Here is a 20,059-nt window from a genome sequence, read left to right as displayed (position 1 = left end):
TAATGAGAATTTGGTTAAAAAATCAAAATATCTTTGTGGATTTAATAAAAGCTTTAATTATCTTATATTTACAAAAATAAAATGAATATGTTAATAATTGAATGTGCGAATTTATAAAACAAAAACTGAATGATTATATTTAGGTTACATAATGTTGTTGTAAAAACTTTAGATTTAATAATATATGTAATTTAAAATCCATTAGATTAGTATAAATAATTATATAAGATGAATATAATTATTAAGGCAATAAAATGGGCATTTATAGATAAATGTAGGTTTTAAACTCAATTTGTATTTAAGCCTTCTATTTCCTAAGAAATATATAAGGGGGACATTATAAATGAAGATTGACATAATTTCAGGCTTCTTAGGGTCAGGTAAGACTACCTTGATAAAAAAACTTATTAGTGAACAGTTATATAAGGAAAGAGTAGTAGTTATAGAAAATGAATATGGGGAAGTTGGTATAGATGGATCTTTACTCCGCGAAAATGATGTAAAAGTAAAAGAGCTTGTATCTGGTTGTATATGCTGCAGTATAGCTAATGATTTTGTTAAAAGTATTGATGACATATTAAAAGATTACAACCCAGATAGATTAATCATAGAACCATCAGGTGTAGCAAAGTTATCAAAAGTAGTTTCACTTATTAGGACATGTGATACCATAGCTAATAAAAAAATAAACATCCAGGCTGTGGTAGTTGATATAAAAAACTTTGATATGTATATAACTAATTTCGGAGAGTTTTATACAAATCAAATAGTAAATGCGAGGACTGTAATACTTAGTAGAACTCAGAATACCAGTGATCAAGAATTTACTCATGTAGTAATGGCAATAAGAAAGATAAATCCAAGATGCTCTATAATAACAACGCCATGGGAAAGATTATCTTCTCAAAGAATATTAACTGTTTGCGAGCAAAGATTAGAAGATTTAATGAGAGACTCTAATCAGGCTAGAAAAACTTTAAATATTACTCATGTAATAAGGAATTCTAGAATATCTACGAATAGTGCTGCAAATGATGTATTTGAAGTTTGGTCTAAAGAAATTACCAATAGATTTACTGTAGAAGAGATTAAAAGCATACTAGAAAAATTGAAGGATGAGAGATCTGTTGGACTTGTTATAAGGGCTAAAGGAATTATTGAATTGATTGATGATAAGTGGATTCAATTTGATTACATTAATGATTATATAAATATAAATTATATAAAAGCTGAAGGTTCAAGACGAATTTCTGTAATAGGAATAGATTTAAATAGGGCAATGATAGAAGAACTATTTTCTTATCATCTATAAAATTGATTGTTCTAGGAGGTAATAATGCTAAAAAAAATTGAAGTAGAACTTATTACTGGCTTTTTGAGTGCTGGAAAAACATCGTTTCTCCAGTCCTTTATTGATATATCAAAAAAGGAAGGTACTGAAACACTCATAATACAATGTGAAAATGGCAAAGCTCAGCTATCAGAAGAATTTTTAAAAAAGAAAAAGCTTGTATTAAGGAAATATAAAAATAATCAAAATTTAGATTATAAAAGCTTTTTAAATAACATAAACTTCAATGATCCTAAAAGGATTGTAATTGAATGCAATGGAGTTTGTAATCTAGATGAATTTTTAAATTTCTTAAATTCAGATAGTTTAAGAAAAAGGATAAAGGTCATGGGAATAATTACAGTAGTTGATTGTGTGACAATGAATATGTTTTTAAAGAACATGTCATCTCTAATCCTTCCCAATCTAAGAGCTGCTGATTTAATAGTATTAAATAATTGTGATTCTGTAGGGGTAAAGAAAGCAGAAGAAATGGAACAAATATTAAAAGATATTAACCTTCATGCACATATATTAAGATGTCATAGTTCTATCAATCTTGATGAGGATGTAAAAAATTGTGATATAATTAAAAAATTTGTTTAAAGAGGATTAAAAATGAATAATGTTATTGGAATAGTTCAATATTTTTCACTTATTTTTGCTAGCATTTTTTTAGAGGCGTTGCCATTCATAATAATTGGTGCACTAGTATCAGCCTTTATACAAACATTCTTAGATGAGCAACTTATAAAAAAAATTATACCTAAGAATAAAATATTGGGTGGAATAATAGCTGCTTTGGTAGGAATGATTTTTCCGGTATGTGAATGTGCCACAGTACCAATAGGAAGAGGATTAATAAAGAAGGGAGTGCCACTAAATGTTGCTGTAACATACATGCTTGCAACTCCTATAATAAATCCTGTTGTTTTGATGTCTACTTATTATGCCTTTAATGGTAGTATAAAAGTATTGTTTTATAGAGCTGGCTTTGGGCTTATAATCGCAATTACAGTAGGATATATAATAGATATATTAAATGGAAGTTCAAATGTCTTATCTGAAAGAGGTTTTTTTATAGAGGATAAATGTAATTGCGGATGTAGTGGATATCAAAGCAATAAATCAAAATTGCTAACTATTTTGAACCATTCATCCAAAGAACTATACGATATAGGAAAGTATTTCATAATTGGTGCAGCATTAGCTGCATTATGCCAGGTACTCGTTCCAAGGGACAAGCTAACTTTGGTAGGTCAAAATATACCTATATCAATAATAGTGATGATGCTTTTCGCGTTTTTGTCATCATTATGCTCAGAAGCTGATGCTTTTGTTGCAAGTACATTTTTAGGCAGTTTTAGCCTAGGTGCAGTAATGTCGTTTTTGATTCTTGGTCCAATGATAGATTTAAAAAATACAGTGATGCTATTTTCGACATTCAAGAAAGGTTTTGTATTTAAGCTGCTATTCTGCATATTTTCACTTTGTTTTATAGCTGCCTGTTTAATATATTAGGGGGTGAGGCTATGAAGAAATTTAATATCAACGAACTTATATGGTTTTTAATTTTGGTACTTAGCTCTATGCTGTTAATATATCTTTTAAAAACATCAGGTATAGCTAATTTTGTGCATCCTAAGATGAATAAATATTTGATTTTCGCAATAGGAGTACTTTTAGTTATATCATTCATACAATTCTTCAAGATATTTACTGTACCTGATAGAGGGGGAATAAGAAAGGATTACTTTATATTTATAGCTGCCATTATCACAATAGGATTAGCTACTAATAAAGATATGGGAACTGAGGGGATAAATTTAAAGGGAATAAGGCTTTCAACCAGGAGTTATTGGGATGTAACTGGAGATAATCACCATCATTTTGACAAGATTCCTGATGGAGTAATAGAGTTAATTGGTGAGAATTATTATTGTTATTTAGAAGATATAGAAAAGAATATGGGTAAGTTTAAAGGTCGTAAGGTCATAACAGAAGGGCTTGTATATAAGAATAGTAGCATGAGCAAGAATGAGTTTATAATAGCTAGAAGTGTAATGAGTTGTTGTGCAGCAGATTCTCAAATAATTGGCATAAAAGTTATATCTCAATTCGATAAAACATATGATGGACAATGGGTTAAAATCAAAGGTACATTAAGTAGTACTACAATTTATGAAGGCAATAAACTTATAGAAGTACCTATTATTAAAGCTGAGAGTGTTGAAGTGACTAAAAAGCCTTCTAATCAATATATATATCAAAATTAAAAGTAAATGTATAAATAGATGTTAATCTCGGTGACTTAATTACGATATTAAAGTAATAAGAATAAATTAATTATTATCAACGGAAATATGATGAGGTTAAGATGAGAAGAATAAAGTTTGTATGGATAGTTTTTTTTCTATTTATTATATCTTTAATATCTATAAGCCTTTATCCTGCTATCCCTAAACCAGATGAAATAGTAATTCATAAAATGCAAAAATCAATAACTATATCTAAGCAGGATAAGCTATATAATGAGATATTAACATTAACAAATAAGAGGTTTACCATAAGAAATGCTCAATCTGATATAAGTAATGGTGAAAAAGATAATTTTATAAAAAATAGTTCAGAATCTTTAGAGTTTATATATAATCGACCACAATCGTATAGATCTAAAAAAGGTTTTATACATTCTATAACTTATGAAAGATTGCTTTTTCCTATTGAGTCTTCAGATAAAATCGAATCAACATATGTATTTTTTGGTTCAGCAGATGGATACTATAATATTACAGTTAAGGATTTATTAAAAGCGGATAAGCTTGTAAATACCCTAAAAGATATAAATTAGTTCGCAAAATAATAGTTAACAGTTTTATTGCTTTTATGATAAAATTAATATAAACTTTGGCTATGTATTTTAAAGAGGAGGGGTTAGAATGAATCCAGTTGCATTTAATATATTTGGACTTGATATCAGATGGTATGGCCTTTTAATTTCATTTGGAGTACTTTCGGCTTTATCATTAGGTTATTTCACATGCAGATTAAAAGGAACAGATTTCGATAAACTTATGGATATTTTTATCATAGCTTTCCCAATGGCTATTATAGGAGCAAGATTGTATTATGTAGTATTTGAATTTGATTATTATAAAAATAATTTAAATCAGATAATAAACATTAGGCAGGGTGGCCTTGCAATTCACGGAGGGGTAATTTTTGCACTAGTTACTGCACTTATATATACCAAGGTAAAAAAACTTGATTTTTTTGAATTCGCAGATATAGCTGCACCTTCCATAATATTAGCTCAAGCAATAGGAAGATGGGGAAACTTCTTTAATGGTGAGGCACATGGCGGAGCTGTTACTAAGGAATTTATAAGCAAATTCCCTGCATTTATACAAAAAGGTATGCTTATAGATGGAACTTATTATCATCCTACTTTCTTATATGAATCTTTATGGAATGTGTTAGTTTGCTTGATTTTATTATTTATACTTTATAAGAGAAATAACAATCATAAAGGTATAGTACTTGGTAGTTATATGATTTTATACTCTATAGGAAGATTTTTTATAGAGGGATTAAGAACAGATAGTCTTTATATGGCTTTTGGACTAAGAACTGCTCAAGTAGTAAGTGGGTTATGTATAGTTTTCGGTATAATTATGATAACTGCAATATTGAGAAGAAAAAAGGGAATATTTTATTAGTACATAATGGGGCATTATCTATATGCCTCATTTTTAAGAAACCTATACTAACAGAGGATAAAATTTGTATGTTGACGAATTATATATAAACAGATATAATAAAAATCGTGACAACTAAATAATATATATTCAGATTACATCAATAGTATGGAGAGATGTCCGAGTGGCTGAAGGAGCACGCCTGGAAAGCGTGTGTAGGGGAAACTCTACCGGGGGTTCGAATCCCCCTCTGTCCGCCATAGTCGTGCTAGACGGGGAGTTAGCGGTGCCCTGTACCTGCAATCCGCTACAGCAGGGTTTAATTCCTCATCGAGGCCTTAATCTGTGAGGCCTGCCCCATGTAAGTGGTGTTGATGGCTGGGTCCCACGCAACGGCAGCCCGTGAACCTCGTCAGGTCCGGAAGGAAGCAGCGATAAGCGGTTCCTGTCGTGTGCCGTGGAGCAGCCTGGCCTGAGCTAACTGCATGGGTAACGCTCATAGATTATTGTCGACATGAGGTGCACGACTTTTAATCTGAATGTAAAAGCCTTTCAGTATTTATATACTGGAAGGCTTTTTTTACTGTAAAGGAAAATATAAAACTTTTATGCCGATTAAATCTATATATTTCAATACTTTCAGAAATAATCTAATCTAATTTTTTTCTAAATCTTACTATACTAAGTGTTAAAAGAACTAAACCAAGTATAAATAATAAGGTCACATCTTGAACTAAATAGTTTATGGTTAATCCTTTCAATACAATTCCTCTTATTATATTTAAGAAATAAGTTAATGGAATTACATTTCCTATATATTGTATTACTTTAGGCATAGCCTCCCTTGGAAAAACGAATCCAGATAGTAGAACGCTTGGAAGAAGTGCAAGGAAGGCCATTTGCATAGCTTGAAGCTGTGTTTTAGCTATAGTGGATATTAATATTCCTATTGCTAGAGCACAGATAACAAAGCCTGAACCTAAGAATATTAACAGAGGAATGCTTCCTGCGACAGGTACATTAAACCAGTATATACCTAGCACTAAAGCATAAATAAAGTCTGCAAATCCAATAACGATATAAGGAACAAGCTTACCTAAGATTATTTCAGGAGACTTCAAAGGAGAAACTATAAGTTGCTCTATGGTGCCTCTTTCTTTTTCTCTAACTAAAGCAAAAGCAGTTAGTATTATAGTTATATTCTGCATTATAAGTCCTATAAGTCCAGGAATGGTATAGTTTTGGTTCCTCAAGGTTGGATTAAAAAGGACTTTAGTACTTATGTTTATACCGGATGCATTGTTAGCAATAATTGTTTTAGAGGTTACCTTTTCTATCAACTTAGAATTTTGACTTTGAGCTGCCATAACACCACTGCTAAAAGCTGTTCTTGCTGTGGTTGGATCAGATCCGTCTACAATGAATTGAACTGTAGGCTTCTCATGCTTAGCAATTTTATCTGCATAGTCAGGAGGTATTATTAGAGCTGAATGTGCGGTACCATTATTAATAGAATCATCAATAATGTCCAGGTTTTGAACTTTTCCTACAACTTTAAAGTAAGAAGTATTCTCAAAACTTTTTATTAGTTCTCTGCTTTCTGTAGTATTACTTTGGTCAAGTACAAGCATAGAAATATCCTCTAATTGAGTAACTACAGCATAACCGAATAATAATATCATCATAAGAGGCATCATTATTGCTATAGCAAAGCTTGCTTTATCTCTTTTTATTTGTATGAACTCTTTTTTTACTATGGATAAAAATCTCTGCATATTCATAGCTAAGACCTCTCTTCACCGATTAAAAATTTTAAATCCTCAAAAGATGATTGAACTTTTTGATTAGTTGATTTCTCTACATATTTGATAAAAACATCTTCTAGATTAGAGGCATTCTCTTGCTTTATAAGTTCTTCAGGAGTACCTAAAGCTATTAGCTTACTATTAAATATAAAAGCTATATTATCGCAGCTTTGAGCTTCATCCATATAATGAGTGGTAACTAGTATTGTTATACCTTGTTTAGCTAGGGTAAATATCATTTGCCAGAATATTCGTCTAGATACTGGATCAACCCCAGCAGTAGGTTCATCTAAGATTAGTATTTTAGGTTTGTGAATTAAAGCACATCCTAAAGCAAGCCTTTGTTTCCAACCACCTGATAAATTTCTAGTTAGGACATGTTCTCTTCCAGTCAAACCGGCCATAGAAATTATGCCTTTTTTTCGCTCGTTTCTCTGTTTACTTGTAAGCCCGTAGATACCTGCATAAAAATCTAGATTTTCATTAACTGTTAGATCTTCATATAAGCTGAATTTTTGAGACATATAGCCTATATTTTGTTTTACTTTAGAAACATTTTTGGTAACATCATAATTTAGTATTTGGGCAGATCCATCAGTAGGAGTAAGTACTCCACAAAGCATTCTTATTGTAGTAGATTTTCCAGAACCATTTGGCCCTAAAAATCCAAATATCTTTCCTTCTGGAACGTTAAAGCTTATATTGTCAACGGCAGTGTAGTTTCCAAACTTTTTAGTTAAACCATTAACTTCAATAGCATTCATATATATCACCTCTATTCTAGAATAACATCTGCCATAAGTCCTGGGGTAGCTGTGCTGTTATCATCGAGTTTTAGTTTTACTTCGAATAATGTTTTTTCTTTATCATCTTTAGTCTCAACATTTTTTGGAGTGAATTCAGATTGATCTGATATATAAGTTATTTTACCTTTTTCTGTTTTATCATTGAATTTTATTGTTAAGGAGTTGTTTAGTTTTACCTTACTTCTCTTAGATTCTTCTATATATATTTTTATATATTTATTTTTTAAATCCGTAACTTTTGCCACATTCATTCCAGGAGTAACTAGGTCACCTTTATGAACTAATACTTCAGTTATAGTACCATCAATATAAGATGTTATAGTTGTTTTTTCAATTTGAAGTTTTGCTAAATCAACAGATGCTTGAGCTTGATCTATTGCGCCTTGTGCTTCTTCTTTGATAGAAGTTTTTGCAGAGTCAGGTATATCTGATTGCTTAGCTTTAGCAATCTTTAGCGTTGCTTCAGCTTGTTGTTTTTGAAGTTCATAAGATTTTGAATCTACTTGAACGATTTTATCACCAGATTTTATTAGTGAACCCTCTGTTATGTTGATCTCATTTATCTTTCCGGTTACTTCTGAAGAGATATTAAAGTTTTCCGATTCTACAGTGCCTGTATAAATATTGTTGTTGGAGTTTTTATTTGTGCTACAACCTGCTAGACTTAATGTTGTTAATAATAGAATAAAAGAAATAACTTTCTTAATCATTTTACAATCCTCCTATTTTTTGTTTAAGCCGTTTAAAAACAGATCTATAATCATATCAATTTGTTCATCATCATTAATATTTACGATGCTCGGAATCAGTTGTCTTTGAACTATGTAAATGCCAAGAGTACCTACTAATGCTCGTGCTACTATTGTAGGATTAATATCTCTAAATACTCCTCTATCTATACCGGATTTTATAAAGTCTTCTAATAACAGTTTTCCTTTTGAAGCCATGTTTACTAAAAATGAATTTCTTAAATCCTCATGAAACTGTAATTCCGTAATAACTACCTTAATTAAGTCCCAATGTTTGTCTATTATATCTAGTCTATCTTTAGCAATAGCTTTTAATGTGATTTTTGGATCCATTCCTTCATGATCTTTTAGTATTTTATTGATTCTAGAGGTTATAAACATTTCACTAAAAACTTCAACAAGCTTTACCATAGCACCAGTTAATAAATCTTTTTTTGTTTTAAAGTATCTAAATATAGTGCCTTCAGCAACTCCTGCACTTTTAGCTATTTCACTAGTTGTTGTTGCACTAAAACCTTTTTCTGAAAAAATTTTTATGGCGGCTTCTAAAATTATTTGCTCTTTATTTTCACGGACCATAATACCCTCCTTTTAAAATGAGTGATTACTCACTTTTATATTATTCCTTTTTATCAATTCTGTAAACAATAATTATAAGATTTCTCTAAGAGTAATCAAGTTATACTTGTTTAAAAATCTAAGAATTTAAGAATTTTATCTCATATATAGGTAAATAATTGGAGATAGGGATATTTAATAATAAATTTTACACATAATCATCCCATATTCTTTGATTAAAGCCAAAGTTTGTGGCATAATATTTCTAGAATATTTGTTAAATTTCAGTATAAGGAGATAGTAAATGATAGAATTCATAGTAAATTGGGCTATATATGTTTTGGGCAAGCTTGGATACTTCGGAGTTTTTTCACTTATGGCATTAGAAAGTGCATGTATTCCTATACCAAGTGAAGCTATATTGCCTTTTGGAGGATACCTAGCCTCAAGTGCCTATACTGGCAATAAGCTAAATCTTATCTTAGTTATAATAATTGGAACTTTAGGTGGAACTTTTGGATCAGTATTTATTTATTATATTGGCGCTAAAGGTGGAAGACCTTTAGTTGAAAAGTATGCAGAAAAGCTAAGGTTATCAAAATCTCATCTAGAAATGAGTGATAACTATTTTAATAAATATGGAGAAAAGATAGCGTTTTTTTCGAGGCTCTTGCCTATAATAAGAACTTTTATATCTCTGCCAGCAGGAATAAGTAAAATGAATTTTAAGAAATTCGTATTTTATACTTTTGTTGGATCCTTAATATGGAGCATAATTTTAGGTTATGCTGGATATATTATGGGAGAAAATTGGACTAAGATTCGTTCATGGTTACATATTGCAGATTATATTGTTGTAGCTGCAGTTATAGGTTTAATTGGCTATTGGATTATAAATAGAAGAAGAAAAACTGTTACAGAAGAATAGTAAATATAATTATTTATTAACATATACGAGGTGATTAATTTGAATTTCTACGATCCTGGTGCAAAGATAAGGCTTATGAGAAAGAGATTTCATATGAATCAATCTGAACTAGAAGATAGTAATATGACTAGAGCGTTCATAAGTATGATGGAAAGCGGTAAAAGAAGAGTAAGTAAATCGAGTTCAAAGATACTAGCTGAAAAGTTTAATGAAAAGGGGAGAGAAGTAGGGTTAGAGTTAAAATTAGATGATGACTATTTTTCTAGAGAACCCTATGAAGATGCTAGAGTCTATTGTAGTAACGAATTAATAAAAGATAATAATAGGCATGGGCAATTTGAAGAATTATTGCTTATATCCACCGAATTTAATCTAGATGATATAACTGCAGAAATCTATAAAAAAGATGCAGATAAATATTTAGAAGAAGTGAATTATTCAAAGGCATTTATAAATTATTCAAATTCATTAGGAAAACTTAAAGAGCTAAAGTTAAAAGAGCTACAAACATATGTCTATAAGCAAATGGGTGTTTGTAAATTAAAAAGAAATGAATATGATGATGCTATATTTTATTTTAATCAAGCTATGCATTATGCTAAAGAGCTAGGTGATGTAGACTGCTTTGTTAACACTAGCTATAATCTTGCTCTCACATATTTCGATATGCAGAAATATAATGAAAGTATAGAGATTTTGGACAAGTATATTGTGTTTAATGATAATGTTGAACGTAGTGTGAAGATAGATTCAAGAGTTTTGAAAGCAAATTCATACTATAAACTAGGTAAAAGAAAAGAAGCTGTGGATGATTACTTTTTAATAATACAAGAACTTTCAGAAGAAGAGCACTACTTGCTAGCTATGTTGTATAGTAATCTAGGTGAATATTATTACGAGAGTGATGAATTACAGGAGAGTATAAAATATATAAATCTAGCTCAAAAGATAAAAAATAGAACAGATAAGGGCACTCTTCCTTATGTATTAAATATAAAAGGTAAGGTGTTTTTTAAGCAAGGGCTTGTAGATGAAAGCATGATGATAATGGAATTAGCTATGAATATGGCTGAAGAATATAGTAATTATTCAATTCTCTTTGAGACATATAAGGATTTGATTAATATATATGAATCTATAGAAGATATTGAAAAAATAAAGGATACTTCTCTAAACTTCTTAAGTGTACTAGATAAAAATAGTATTGATGATGGTAGAAAGTATGCATTAACAAAATTAGTTGAGGTTGAATTAAGAAGAGGTAATACTGAAGAGGCTGTAAAACTCTTGTCTCAGTTAGGTAATGCTATTGAAAACCATTAAACATTAAAATAAAAGGTGATTGCCTGCCAAGTTTTCTTCACATATGCTTGGAAAGGCAGTTGCGTAAAAATATAATAAATTAGAATAATAAAACACCTCTTGTAAGAGAATACTATTCTCATAAACAGGAGGTGTTTTTGTGAGAAAATTTATATCTATAACTTTATTAATTGTAATGATTTTTTCTATTAATGTTAGTGCATTTGAACAAAATATGAAAAAATTTGAGGTACCACCATTAAAATATGATTATAAATCACTTGAACCATATATAGATGAGCAGACAATGAGAATACATCATGATAAGCATCATCAGGCTTATGTAGATAATCTTAATAAAGCACTAGATAAGCATCCAGAATTATATGGGAAATCTTTAGAAGAATTATTATCTTCTATTGATACATTACCAAGTGATATTAGAGAAAGTGTAAAAAATAATGGTGGGGGACATTATAACCACACATTTTTTTGGGATATAATGGCTCCTAGTAAAGGCGGCAATCCAAAAGGAAATGTAATGAAAGCAATAGACAGAGATTTTGGTTCCTTTATTAACTTTAAAAAGCAATTTAAGCAAGCTTCATTGGATAGATTTGGTTCAGGATGGGCTTGGTTATTGAAAGATAATAATGGAAAATTATCTATAGTTTCTACTCCAAATCAAGATACTCCTATACCTTTAGGACTTAAGCCAATTATAGCCTTAGATGTATGGGAACATGCTTATTATTTAAAGTATCAGAATAAGAGGGCAGATTACATAGATGCTTGGTGGAATGTAGTTAACTGGGATAAAGCTGAAGAATTATATAATCAAAGCTAAGGATTAAACTATCTGTTGGTAAAATAAGAGTAGCTGTATCGATATAAATAAGCATATATTGATACAGCTACTTTTTTACTGTATAGGGTACCCTATTATATTTTTCTAATTAAAGAAATAAATTCGTAAGGTATTGTATTTCGTTCATCCTCAACTCCGATTTCCTGTTCTATAATATTCCAGTCCGAGTAATCTATATCTGGAAAAAAAGTATCTCCATCGAAGTGTTTTTTTACTCTAGTTATATAAAGTTTATTTGTATAAGGAAGAAGCTGTGAATATATTTCTCCTCCACCAATTATGAAAACTTCATCCTCAGTGTTAGAGAATCTAGTAATAATTTCGTCAAGTGAATTAATCACTTCTACATTTTCGTCGTCAACAAAGAAATTATTATCTTTTGTTATAATAACATGATATCTATTTGGAAGAACACCTGGAAGTGATTGAAAGGTTTTTCGTCCCAAAATAACTGTATGTCCAGAGGTTATTTTTTTAAATCTTTTAAGATCAGCAGGAAGATGCCAGATTAGGTCGTTGTTATTTCCTATTACTCCATTTTCTGATATAGCTGCTATTATAGAAAGCATTAAATTGCCACCTCCATATTTATTTTTGAATGATGTTTATAATCTATTAATTTAATGTCATCTGCTGTAAAATCGTGAAAGTCATTAATTTCAGGATTTATCCAAAGTCTAGGTGCATCATAAGAACAATCTTTTCTTAAAAGCTGCTCTTTTAACCCATTAATGTGATTTTCATATATGTGAGCATTGTTTATAACATGTGTTAATAAACCAGGTTTTAGATTTGTAGCTTGAGCAATAAGGTGTACTAATACAGCATATTGACTAGAATTAAAAGGAACTCCAAGTCCCATATCTCCACTTCTTTGCACTAGCATACAGTTAAGTTTTCCATCAGTGACATCCCACATGGTTAAAAAGCAGCATGGATGAAGTGGTCCTCCATTTAGGTACGGAATTTGCCATAAATTTATCATCATTCTTCTATCCTGAGGATTTGTTTTTAAGGTTTCAATAAGATTATCTATTTGGTCAAATTTCTTTACAATCCAACCATATGAAGTACCTATGGTTCCGTCATCCATCATCCATTCATCCCATATATGAACGTTCTCGTCCTGAAGCTTTCTTACATCATTAGAACCGTCCTTGAATATCCACAATAATTCTTTAACTGCAGTTTTGAAAGCTACAAATTTTGTTGTTAGGATAGGAAATTCTTTTTGTAAATCAAATTGCATTATTTGGTGAGGAAGTTTATATGTTCTTACACCAGTTCTATTGTTATCAAAATAACCATTTTCCAAGATATCTTCTACAATGGAAAGATACTTTTTATCATAAATGCTCATATTCTCCTCCTGTGATTTAGACATAACTTATATTAAAATATAAGTTGTATAGTTATATAATTATATTTATAGGATATTTAAAGGTATAAATACAAGTTTCTTATAGATAAACTACTTCATATTTCAATTTATCAAAATAAAGATTTGTAGAACCATCGAAATCTTTATTTTGAGTTTAATGATTAAAGTGTTTCATCTTTATATATATTTTACTCTTTTAGCAGGTGCTTTAAAAATCATAAATGATGCTATAATATGGAACTATTGAAAAATGTATAGGTTTTTAATTTAAACTCTTTCGGTATACATACCTATTGCTAAATATATAAAATTTAAATTTCTAAATTAATAAAGGGGATAAAGATTTGAAGATTGAGAGATTAATTACAATAATTATGATGCTTATAAATAAAAAGAGAGTTACAGCAAAGGAATTAGCAGAATTTTTTGAGGTATCAGTGAGGACTGTTCAAAGAGATATAGATGCAATAAATATAGCAGGTATACCTATAGTTTCATATAAAGGGTATGAAGGCGGCTATGAAATACTAGAAGGTTATAAGATAGATAATAATTTTGTAACTGAAAAAGAATATGACTTACTATTGAAATTGCTTAAGGGTTTAGAGGGTGTATATGATGATCCTGTGGTGAAAGGTATGGCTGAAAAATTAAAAGCAGTTAAGGCTAATGACAATGTTAATATAGATAAGAATTTTATAATGGATTTTTCTCATTGGGGAAATTCAAAAAGAATTAAAAGCAAGGTATCAATAATAAGAGATGCAATAGATATGAGCTGTACCATAAAATTTTACTATGTAGATCTAAATGGAAAAGGTACAGATAGAGAGATTGAACCTCATACCCTGATACTAAAAGTTAATACATGGTATGTTTATGGATTTTGTAAGTTGAGGGAAGAGTTTAGGCTATTTAAGCTTACGAGAATAGGCGAGCTGAAAAAAACTGAAAATACCTTTATACCGAAGAATATTGAAAATCATAATCTGCTTACTGAGAAGGGAAGTAATTATATTCACTTGAGACTAAAATTTCATCCTTCATGTATGAATAGATTGGATGATTATTTTGAGATGGAAGAAATGAGTTTTCAAGAAGATGGAGATATACTGGTTGAGGTTAGCTATCCAGAAGATGAGTGGGTTTATAGTATGCTATTAAGCTTTGGAGATAAGGTTGAAATACTAGAGCCAAGTCATGTTAAAGAAATAATTGTAGAGAGAGTGAAAAATATTTTAAATAAGTATAAGTAATACGACAAACATATGTCTTATTAATATCTATATAATTTAAATATAAGTTTTTAGGAGGTATTTAAATTATGGAAATGAATATTTGTCAAAGCTGTGCTATGCCACTAGAGGATGAAAAATTATTAGCTACTAATGAAGATGGGAGTAAAAATAAAGATTATTGTGTATATTGCTATGAGAATGGTAAGTTTAAACAGGATATAACCATAAATGAGATGGAAGATATTTGTGTTGGATTTATGAAACAAGAAGGAATGGAAGAAACTAAAGCTAGGAATATAATGAAGGAAGCATTACCTGCATTAAAGAGATGGAAATAGGTATATGACAACATTTGAGTACTGTGCTGAAATTAAGGTGGCATTAATTTGGGACCTTAATAATGCCTATATACAGCATGTATTTAATAATATGTACATTAAAGAAGTTGATAGATAAAGATCAGCTTCTTTTTCTTTTGCTGATTGAGATTATTTTCATAGTGATTAAGCGTTAAAAATTTTTAAAAGCATAATTTATATATTATTAAATAGCAAATAAACAATGGTTGGTTTAATTTCTATCATTGATGTATAATATTAAGTAGGATTTAGGAATGATAGTGAGGTGGTTAACCTTGGCATATACAGCTTTATATAGAGAATGGAGACCTAAGAAATTTGAAGATGTTGTAGGTCAGGAACATATAACAACAACTTTAAGAAATCAAATAATAAATAATAGAATAGCACATGCATACCTATTTTGTGGAACTAGAGGTACTGGAAAGACCTCTAGTGCAAAGGTGTTTGCTAAGGCTTTAAATTGCTTAGATTTACATGATGGCGAACCTTGTAATAAATGTGAGATGTGTAATAAGATCAATAATGGTCTTGCTATAGATATAACAGAATTAGATGCAGCGTCCAATAATGGTGTAGATAAAATCAGAGATATAATAGATGATGTTCAGTATCCTCCGCAGGAGGCTAGATTCAAAGTTTATATAATGGATGAGGTTCATATGCTTTCTCAAGGTGCAGTAAATGCATTTCTTAAAACGCTTGAGGAACCTCCTAAAAATGTTATATTTATTTTGGCTACTACAGACCCTCAGAAATTACCTATAACTATTTTATCAAGATGTCAAAGATTTGACTTTAAAAGAATAGGTAAAGATGATATAGCAGGGCATTTAAGAAGAATAGTAAAGGACCAAGGAGTTTATGCTGATGATAAGAGTTTAGATTTAATATCAAGAGTTTCAGATGGAGCACTTAGAGATTCACTTAGTATATTAGATCAGGCTATTTCAATGGGAAATGGCAAAATTAGATATGAAGGTCTTGTATCAATGTTAGGGCTTGTAACTAATGAATACTTATTTAATATAACTGATGCTATAGTTGAGCGAAATATTGAAAAAACTATGAATATAATAGAGGAGATAGTTTTCTCTGGTAAAGATGTACACTTATTTATAAAAGATTTAATAGCTCATTATAGAAATCTGCTTATGGTAAAAGTAACAAACACACCAGAAGAAGTATTGGATATGTCTGTGGAGAATATTAGTTTCCTTAAGCAGCAGGCTTCAAGGATGAGAGTAGAAGAGGTAATGAGGGCAATAAGGATACTTCAAGAAGCTGAAGATAGCTCGAAACAAAGTAAGCAGGCTAGAATATACTTGGAGTTAGCTTCAATTAAATTATGTAAAATAGAATATGATACTTCAAAAGAAGTCTTGTTATCAAGAATAAATAAGCTTGAAGAAGTTATAAAGAGTGGAAAGATAAGAGTTGCAGCACCTGCTTCTAGTAGTGTAGCAAATAATGAAAAGAGCCAAGGAGCTTCCTCAGAAAAAAGCAAATTAAGTCCGTCTAAAGTGCAACAAGAAGTACATCATAGTGAAGGTTCTTCTAACCATAATGAACATTCATCAGTTACAATAGATGATGTAAAGCGAGCATGGAAGGATATTATGGAAGGTTTTAAATCAAGAAGAGCTATGGTAATGTATGCGTCATTACTAACAGGAAAACCAGTTGATGTAAGTAATGGTATTATAACTATAGAATATGAAGAACAGTATTCATTTAATAAGGTTAGATTAGAAAAGATGGAAGTAAGCAGTACTGTTGATGAAGTATTCTCTGAGATATTAAAGGATAAAGTAAAGGTTAAATATAAGGTTAACAAAGGTGAAGAAGACACTAAAGATACAGAGGAGATATTGGTAGATATATTAGGAGAAGGTATTCTAGAGATATTAGATGAATAATATAATTGATAATATCTGAGTATGCAGAAAATTATAAATAAAAATTAATTTATATACCTATAAACAATTAGTGATTTTACACATAATATTAACTATGAGGATATAGTATTGATTAAAAAAATACTATATAATATATACAGACTAAATGTAAGGAGGAATATCAAATGGCAAAAGGTGGATTTCCAGGAGGCTTCGGCGGAGGAAATATGAATAATCTTATGAAGCAAGCACAAAAGCTTCAAAAAGATATGGAAGATATGCAAAAAGACCTTGAAAACAAAGAATTCGAAGCTTCAGTAGGCGGCGGAGCAGTTGTTGTAAAAGTTAACGGAAAGAAAGAAGTAAAGAGCATAAATATAAAACCAGAAGTTGTTGATCCAGATGATGTTGAAATGCTTGAAGATTTAGTATTATCAGCAGTAAATGAAGCTTTAAGAAAGGCAGAAGATGAAACTGCTAACAAAATGGGTAAACTAACTGGTGGATTAAATATGCCAGGATTATTTTAGTAGATAAGTTTACGAAAGATATAATAAAGCTTATTTAGGCATACAAGGGATACGGTCCCCTGTATGCCTAAAATATTAGAGGAGGAAAGAAAATGGATTTTTACCCAGTTGCCATAGAGAAACTCATTGAAGAATTTGCAAAATTACCAAGTATAGGACATAAAACTGCGCAAAGATTAACATTACATATACTTAACTTACCTAAAGATGAGGTAGAAGAATTTGCAAAGGCACTTGTGAAGGCCAGAGGAACTATAAAATACTGCTCTGTCTGTGGAAATTATACAGACAAGGATCCTTGTGCTATATGCTCTAACCCAAATAGAGAAAAAAATATGATTTGTGTTGTAGAACAACCTAAAGATATTATGACTATGGAAAAAGTCAAAGAATTTAATGGAGTATACCATGTACTTCATGGTAATATATCACCAATGCAAGGAAGAGGTCCTCAGGATATAAGAATAAGAGAATTAGTATCTAGAATGACCGGAGACATAAAAGAAGTAATAGTTGCCACTAATCCTACTATAGAGGGAGAAGCGACAGCAATGTATATTTCTAAAATATTAAAGCCTCTAGATATTAAAGTTACAAGAATAGCAGCAGGCATTCCAGTAGGTGGCGATCTAGAGTATGCTGATGAAGTTACTCTTTCAAAGGCGTTGGAAGGAAGAAAAGAAATATAATCTACGTTATATTCTTGAAACGAAATATTTTTTACCAATAAATATTATAAAGAAAATAAAGTTTTATTAAAAATCATGGCTCTCAAGGTTATCTAAAGTTTGAACCATGATTTTTTACTGTATAACAATATAAATTTACAGATATAAGATTTAGCTTTAATTTGAATACGTAATTATTTATCTGGATTTAAACTGTTTTAATGATGAAAATTAATAAAAATACAAATATGTTAAAGTGAAGAGTAGTATTTCAGATATGCTTAAAGTGAATGATAATTAATGAGAATAAAGGGATAAGAGAAGCTATAAAAATATATAAAATAAAGTAGAAAAATTGAGAAGGAGAGATAAATTATGAATGATAAGAATAAATTATATTATAGTAAAGAAGATTTGGTAAGACAAATATTAGAAAATGATAAGGATTTAAAGGGAAGTAATATTAATGAAGAATTGCTACATGAACTTATTAGTGGAAAAATATCAAAAAATATAAATGAAGCAAATGATGAAAATTCAACATTAGGTCAAATAGTTGCAGATAAGGTAGCAGCATTTGGTGGTAGCTGGACATTTATAATAAGTTTTGGCGTGGTTATATTAATTTGGATTATAGGAAATGTAGTTATTCTAAGTAATAAAGCATTTGATCCATATCCATTTGTATTTTTAAATCTTGTGTTATCATGTCTTGCCGCAATACAAGCGCCTATAATAATGATGTCACAAAATCGTCAATCAGAAAAAGATAGACTAACGGCTGCTAACGATTATCTTATTAATTTAAAATCTGAAATTATAGTAGAAGATTTGCACTATAAGATGGATATGTTAATGAGGCAACAAGCGGAGAATGCTAAAAATATAGAAATGCTATTAAAGGCAATAGAAGTATTAAAAAATGAATCTTAAGATAAAATTAAGTTGTGTAAATTTATGTAAAGTTGTAAAATATGGAATAACATTATTATGCTAAAACTATAATAATCTCAAATAGGTTTAAGAGAATATAAAGGTAAATAGAAATATTCTAATAAAAGTTTCAGTAAACGAATAAATACATGAATATACCATCCATAATATGTAAATAATTTAGATAAAATACAAGCATATTTGGAGGAGTATATGAATAAAAATTTTATATTAGAGTATGTTAAAAGTAAGGTTGACTCTTCAAAGGAAAAAAATGATTTATTACGTCAGATTGAAGATGCTAGATTAGAATTGGAATGGGCTTGGGAAGTATTTAATTATGTCAATGACCCTAAGCTTATAGAAGTAGCTATATTCTCTGAACAAGCAGCTAGAACACGATATGAATTTCTTATAAGTGAAGCTAAAAGGTTTGGCATAAAGGCAGATACAACATTAAATTTAAGAGTATGTAAATAAGTATGCTTATAAGAATTCGTACTAATTTAAGATTATGTATATAGATTAAGGGGTTGGGAGCATGGATGCATTAATATTTGGTGCTGTAGGTTTAATTTTATTGGTTATTTTAGTTAAGTTTTTTTCATGGCCATTAAAAATACTGATGAAGCTACTGATAAATGGAGTATTAGGAGTTATTTTGCTTCTAATAACTAACTACGTTGGACAACAATTTTTTCATTTCACCATAGGTATAAATGTCATAACTGCATTGATTGCAGGTTTTTTTGGAATACCAGGAGTTATATTTTTGATAGTATTTAAGTTATTTCTTTAAATGAAAAACAGGTGATATTAAATACACCTGTTTTTTTTACCATATAGTAATTTATAAAACTTTCAAAATGGAATATACGCAAAAAAACCGCCAATGAAAGCACATTAGCGATTTTTTATTAATAGATGGGAGCGGTAATTTCAATATAATAATTATAGGGATGTATTAAAACTTACTCAGATTCATAAAATGTTATATATAGAATCTGA

23 protein-coding genes, 1 tRNA gene and 1 other RNA gene are annotated in these 20,059 nt (G+C 29.9%); 19 read left to right on the top strand and 6 right to left on the bottom strand.

Annotated elements, in window-relative coordinates; translation table 11 throughout:
* Positions 1–343: 343 nt before the first annotated feature.
* The 8 genes from J3477_RS23835 to ffs all read left to right on the top strand — a co-directional run bounded on the left by J3477_RS23835 (position 344) and on the right by ffs (position 5,555).
* Positions 344–1,312, top strand: a complete 969-nt coding sequence (locus J3477_RS23835) for a CobW family GTP-binding protein (RefSeq protein WP_206872738.1) — start codon at positions 344–346, stop codon at positions 1,310–1,312.
* Between the two features lie 24 nt (positions 1,313–1,336).
* Positions 1,337–1,936: a GTP-binding protein gene (locus J3477_RS23830; protein WP_206872737.1), complete on the top strand. Its 600-nt coding sequence runs from the start codon at positions 1,337–1,339 to the stop codon at positions 1,934–1,936.
* Positions 1,937–1,948: 12 nt separating this feature from the next.
* Complete coding sequence (locus J3477_RS23825) at positions 1,949–2,851, top strand: permease (protein WP_228731354.1); 903 nt, start codon at positions 1,949–1,951, stop codon at positions 2,849–2,851.
* Between the two features lie 11 nt (positions 2,852–2,862).
* On the top strand, positions 2,863–3,606 hold the full coding sequence (locus tag J3477_RS23820) for a TIGR03943 family putative permease subunit (protein ID WP_206872736.1): 744 nt from the start codon (positions 2,863–2,865) through the stop codon (positions 3,604–3,606).
* Between the two features lie 101 nt (positions 3,607–3,707).
* Entirely contained in the window at positions 3,708–4,181 is a 474-nt protein-coding gene (locus J3477_RS23815; protein ID WP_206872735.1) for a hypothetical protein, read from the top strand.
* Between the two features lie 88 nt (positions 4,182–4,269).
* A complete protein-coding gene (gene lgt / locus J3477_RS23810) occupies positions 4,270–5,049 on the top strand; it encodes a prolipoprotein diacylglyceryl transferase (protein ID WP_206872734.1) in 780 nt (259 codons plus the stop codon).
* A gap of 149 nt (positions 5,050–5,198) precedes the next feature.
* A tRNA-Ser gene (locus J3477_RS23805) sits at positions 5,199–5,288 on the top strand.
* Positions 5,289–5,291: 3 nt separating this feature from the next.
* Positions 5,292–5,555, top strand: an RNA gene (ffs, locus tag J3477_RS23800) — signal recognition particle sRNA large type.
* 123 nt (positions 5,556–5,678) lie between these two features.
* Here the strand turns inward: ffs and J3477_RS23795 are convergent.
* The 4 genes from J3477_RS23795 to J3477_RS23780 are packed head-to-tail and all read right to left on the bottom strand — an operon-like array spanning position 5,679 to position 8,967.
* Positions 5,679–6,809, bottom strand: a complete 1,131-nt coding sequence (locus J3477_RS23795; protein WP_206872733.1) for an ABC transporter permease — start codon at positions 6,807–6,809, stop codon at positions 5,679–5,681.
* Positions 6,810–6,811: 2 nt separating this feature from the next.
* A complete protein-coding gene (locus J3477_RS23790; protein ID WP_206872732.1) occupies positions 6,812–7,597 on the bottom strand; it encodes an ABC transporter ATP-binding protein in 786 nt (261 codons plus the stop codon).
* Between the two features lie 11 nt (positions 7,598–7,608).
* A complete protein-coding gene (locus tag J3477_RS23785) occupies positions 7,609–8,349 on the bottom strand; it encodes an HlyD family secretion protein (RefSeq protein WP_206872731.1) in 741 nt (246 codons plus the stop codon).
* 12 nt (positions 8,350–8,361) lie between these two features.
* Positions 8,362–8,967: a TetR/AcrR family transcriptional regulator gene (locus tag J3477_RS23780; RefSeq protein WP_206872730.1), complete on the bottom strand. Its 606-nt coding sequence runs from the start codon at positions 8,965–8,967 to the stop codon at positions 8,362–8,364.
* Between the two features lie 283 nt (positions 8,968–9,250).
* Between J3477_RS23780 and J3477_RS23775 the strand changes: the two genes are divergently transcribed.
* The 3 genes from J3477_RS23775 (at position 9,251) to J3477_RS23765 (ending at position 12,023) form a co-directional block, all read left to right on the top strand.
* A complete protein-coding gene (locus tag J3477_RS23775) occupies positions 9,251–9,874 on the top strand; it encodes a DedA family protein (RefSeq protein ID WP_206872729.1) in 624 nt (207 codons plus the stop codon).
* A 39-nt stretch (positions 9,875–9,913) separates the two neighbouring features.
* The gene (locus J3477_RS23770; RefSeq protein WP_206872728.1) at positions 9,914–11,197 is read left to right on the top strand and encodes a helix-turn-helix domain-containing protein; all 1,284 of its coding nucleotides are present in this window, start codon (positions 9,914–9,916) and stop codon (positions 11,195–11,197) included.
* A gap of 175 nt (positions 11,198–11,372) precedes the next feature.
* On the top strand, positions 11,373–12,023 hold the full coding sequence (locus tag J3477_RS23765; RefSeq protein WP_371876617.1) for a superoxide dismutase: 651 nt from the start codon (positions 11,373–11,375) through the stop codon (positions 12,021–12,023).
* Positions 12,024–12,118: 95 nt separating this feature from the next.
* On the opposite strand, the gene J3477_RS23760 is transcribed toward J3477_RS23765, so the two are convergent.
* Positions 12,119–12,613 carry a dihydrofolate reductase gene (locus tag J3477_RS23760; RefSeq protein WP_206872727.1) on the bottom strand — a complete coding sequence of 165 codons (495 nt, stop codon included), beginning with the start codon at positions 12,611–12,613 and terminating at the stop codon, positions 12,119–12,121.
* Positions 12,613–13,404, bottom strand: a complete 792-nt coding sequence (locus J3477_RS23755; RefSeq protein WP_206872726.1) for a thymidylate synthase — start codon at positions 13,402–13,404, stop codon at positions 12,613–12,615. The genes J3477_RS23760 and J3477_RS23755 overlap by 1 nt, the downstream gene beginning before the upstream one ends.
* A 365-nt stretch (positions 13,405–13,769) precedes the next feature.
* Between J3477_RS23755 and J3477_RS23750 the strand changes: the two genes are divergently transcribed.
* The 8 genes from J3477_RS23750 (at position 13,770) to J3477_RS23715 (ending at position 19,850) form a co-directional block, all read left to right on the top strand.
* The gene (locus J3477_RS23750; RefSeq protein WP_206872725.1) at positions 13,770–14,681 is read left to right on the top strand and encodes a helix-turn-helix transcriptional regulator; all 912 of its coding nucleotides are present in this window, start codon (positions 13,770–13,772) and stop codon (positions 14,679–14,681) included.
* A 68-nt stretch (positions 14,682–14,749) separates the two neighbouring features.
* On the top strand, positions 14,750–15,001 hold the full coding sequence (locus J3477_RS23745; protein ID WP_206872724.1) for a zinc ribbon domain-containing protein: 252 nt from the start codon (positions 14,750–14,752) through the stop codon (positions 14,999–15,001).
* 296 nt (positions 15,002–15,297) lie between these two features.
* Positions 15,298–16,941 (top strand): DNA polymerase III subunit gamma/tau, encoded by a 1,644-nt coding sequence (gene dnaX, locus J3477_RS23740; protein ID WP_206872723.1) that lies wholly within the window; start codon positions 15,298–15,300, stop codon positions 16,939–16,941.
* Between the two features lie 164 nt (positions 16,942–17,105).
* Positions 17,106–17,450 carry a YbaB/EbfC family nucleoid-associated protein gene (locus J3477_RS23735; protein ID WP_206872722.1) on the top strand — a complete coding sequence of 115 codons (345 nt, stop codon included), beginning with the start codon at positions 17,106–17,108 and terminating at the stop codon, positions 17,448–17,450.
* Between the two features lie 92 nt (positions 17,451–17,542).
* The gene (gene recR, locus J3477_RS23730; RefSeq protein WP_183279661.1) at positions 17,543–18,139 is read left to right on the top strand and encodes a recombination mediator RecR; all 597 of its coding nucleotides are present in this window, start codon (positions 17,543–17,545) and stop codon (positions 18,137–18,139) included.
* A 354-nt stretch (positions 18,140–18,493) separates the two neighbouring features.
* A complete protein-coding gene (locus tag J3477_RS23725) occupies positions 18,494–19,051 on the top strand; it encodes a DUF1003 domain-containing protein (protein WP_206872721.1) in 558 nt (185 codons plus the stop codon).
* A gap of 213 nt (positions 19,052–19,264) precedes the next feature.
* Positions 19,265–19,531, top strand: coding sequence for a DUF2508 family protein (locus tag J3477_RS23720; protein ID WP_206872720.1), 267 nt, complete (start codon positions 19,265–19,267; stop codon positions 19,529–19,531).
* A 61-nt stretch (positions 19,532–19,592) separates the two neighbouring features.
* Positions 19,593–19,850, top strand: a complete 258-nt coding sequence (locus tag J3477_RS23715; RefSeq protein ID WP_206872719.1) for a pro-sigmaK processing inhibitor BofA family protein — start codon at positions 19,593–19,595, stop codon at positions 19,848–19,850.
* Positions 19,851–20,059: the final 209 nt, after the last annotated feature.

Source organism: Clostridium zeae, from assembly GCF_017312485.1.
In the GTDB taxonomy this organism is placed as follows: domain Bacteria; phylum Bacillota; class Clostridia; order Clostridiales; family Clostridiaceae; genus Clostridium_AR; species Clostridium_AR zeae.
Note: the sequence above shows the minus strand (reverse complement) of the source record. Positions and strands in the feature narration are given on the sequence as shown.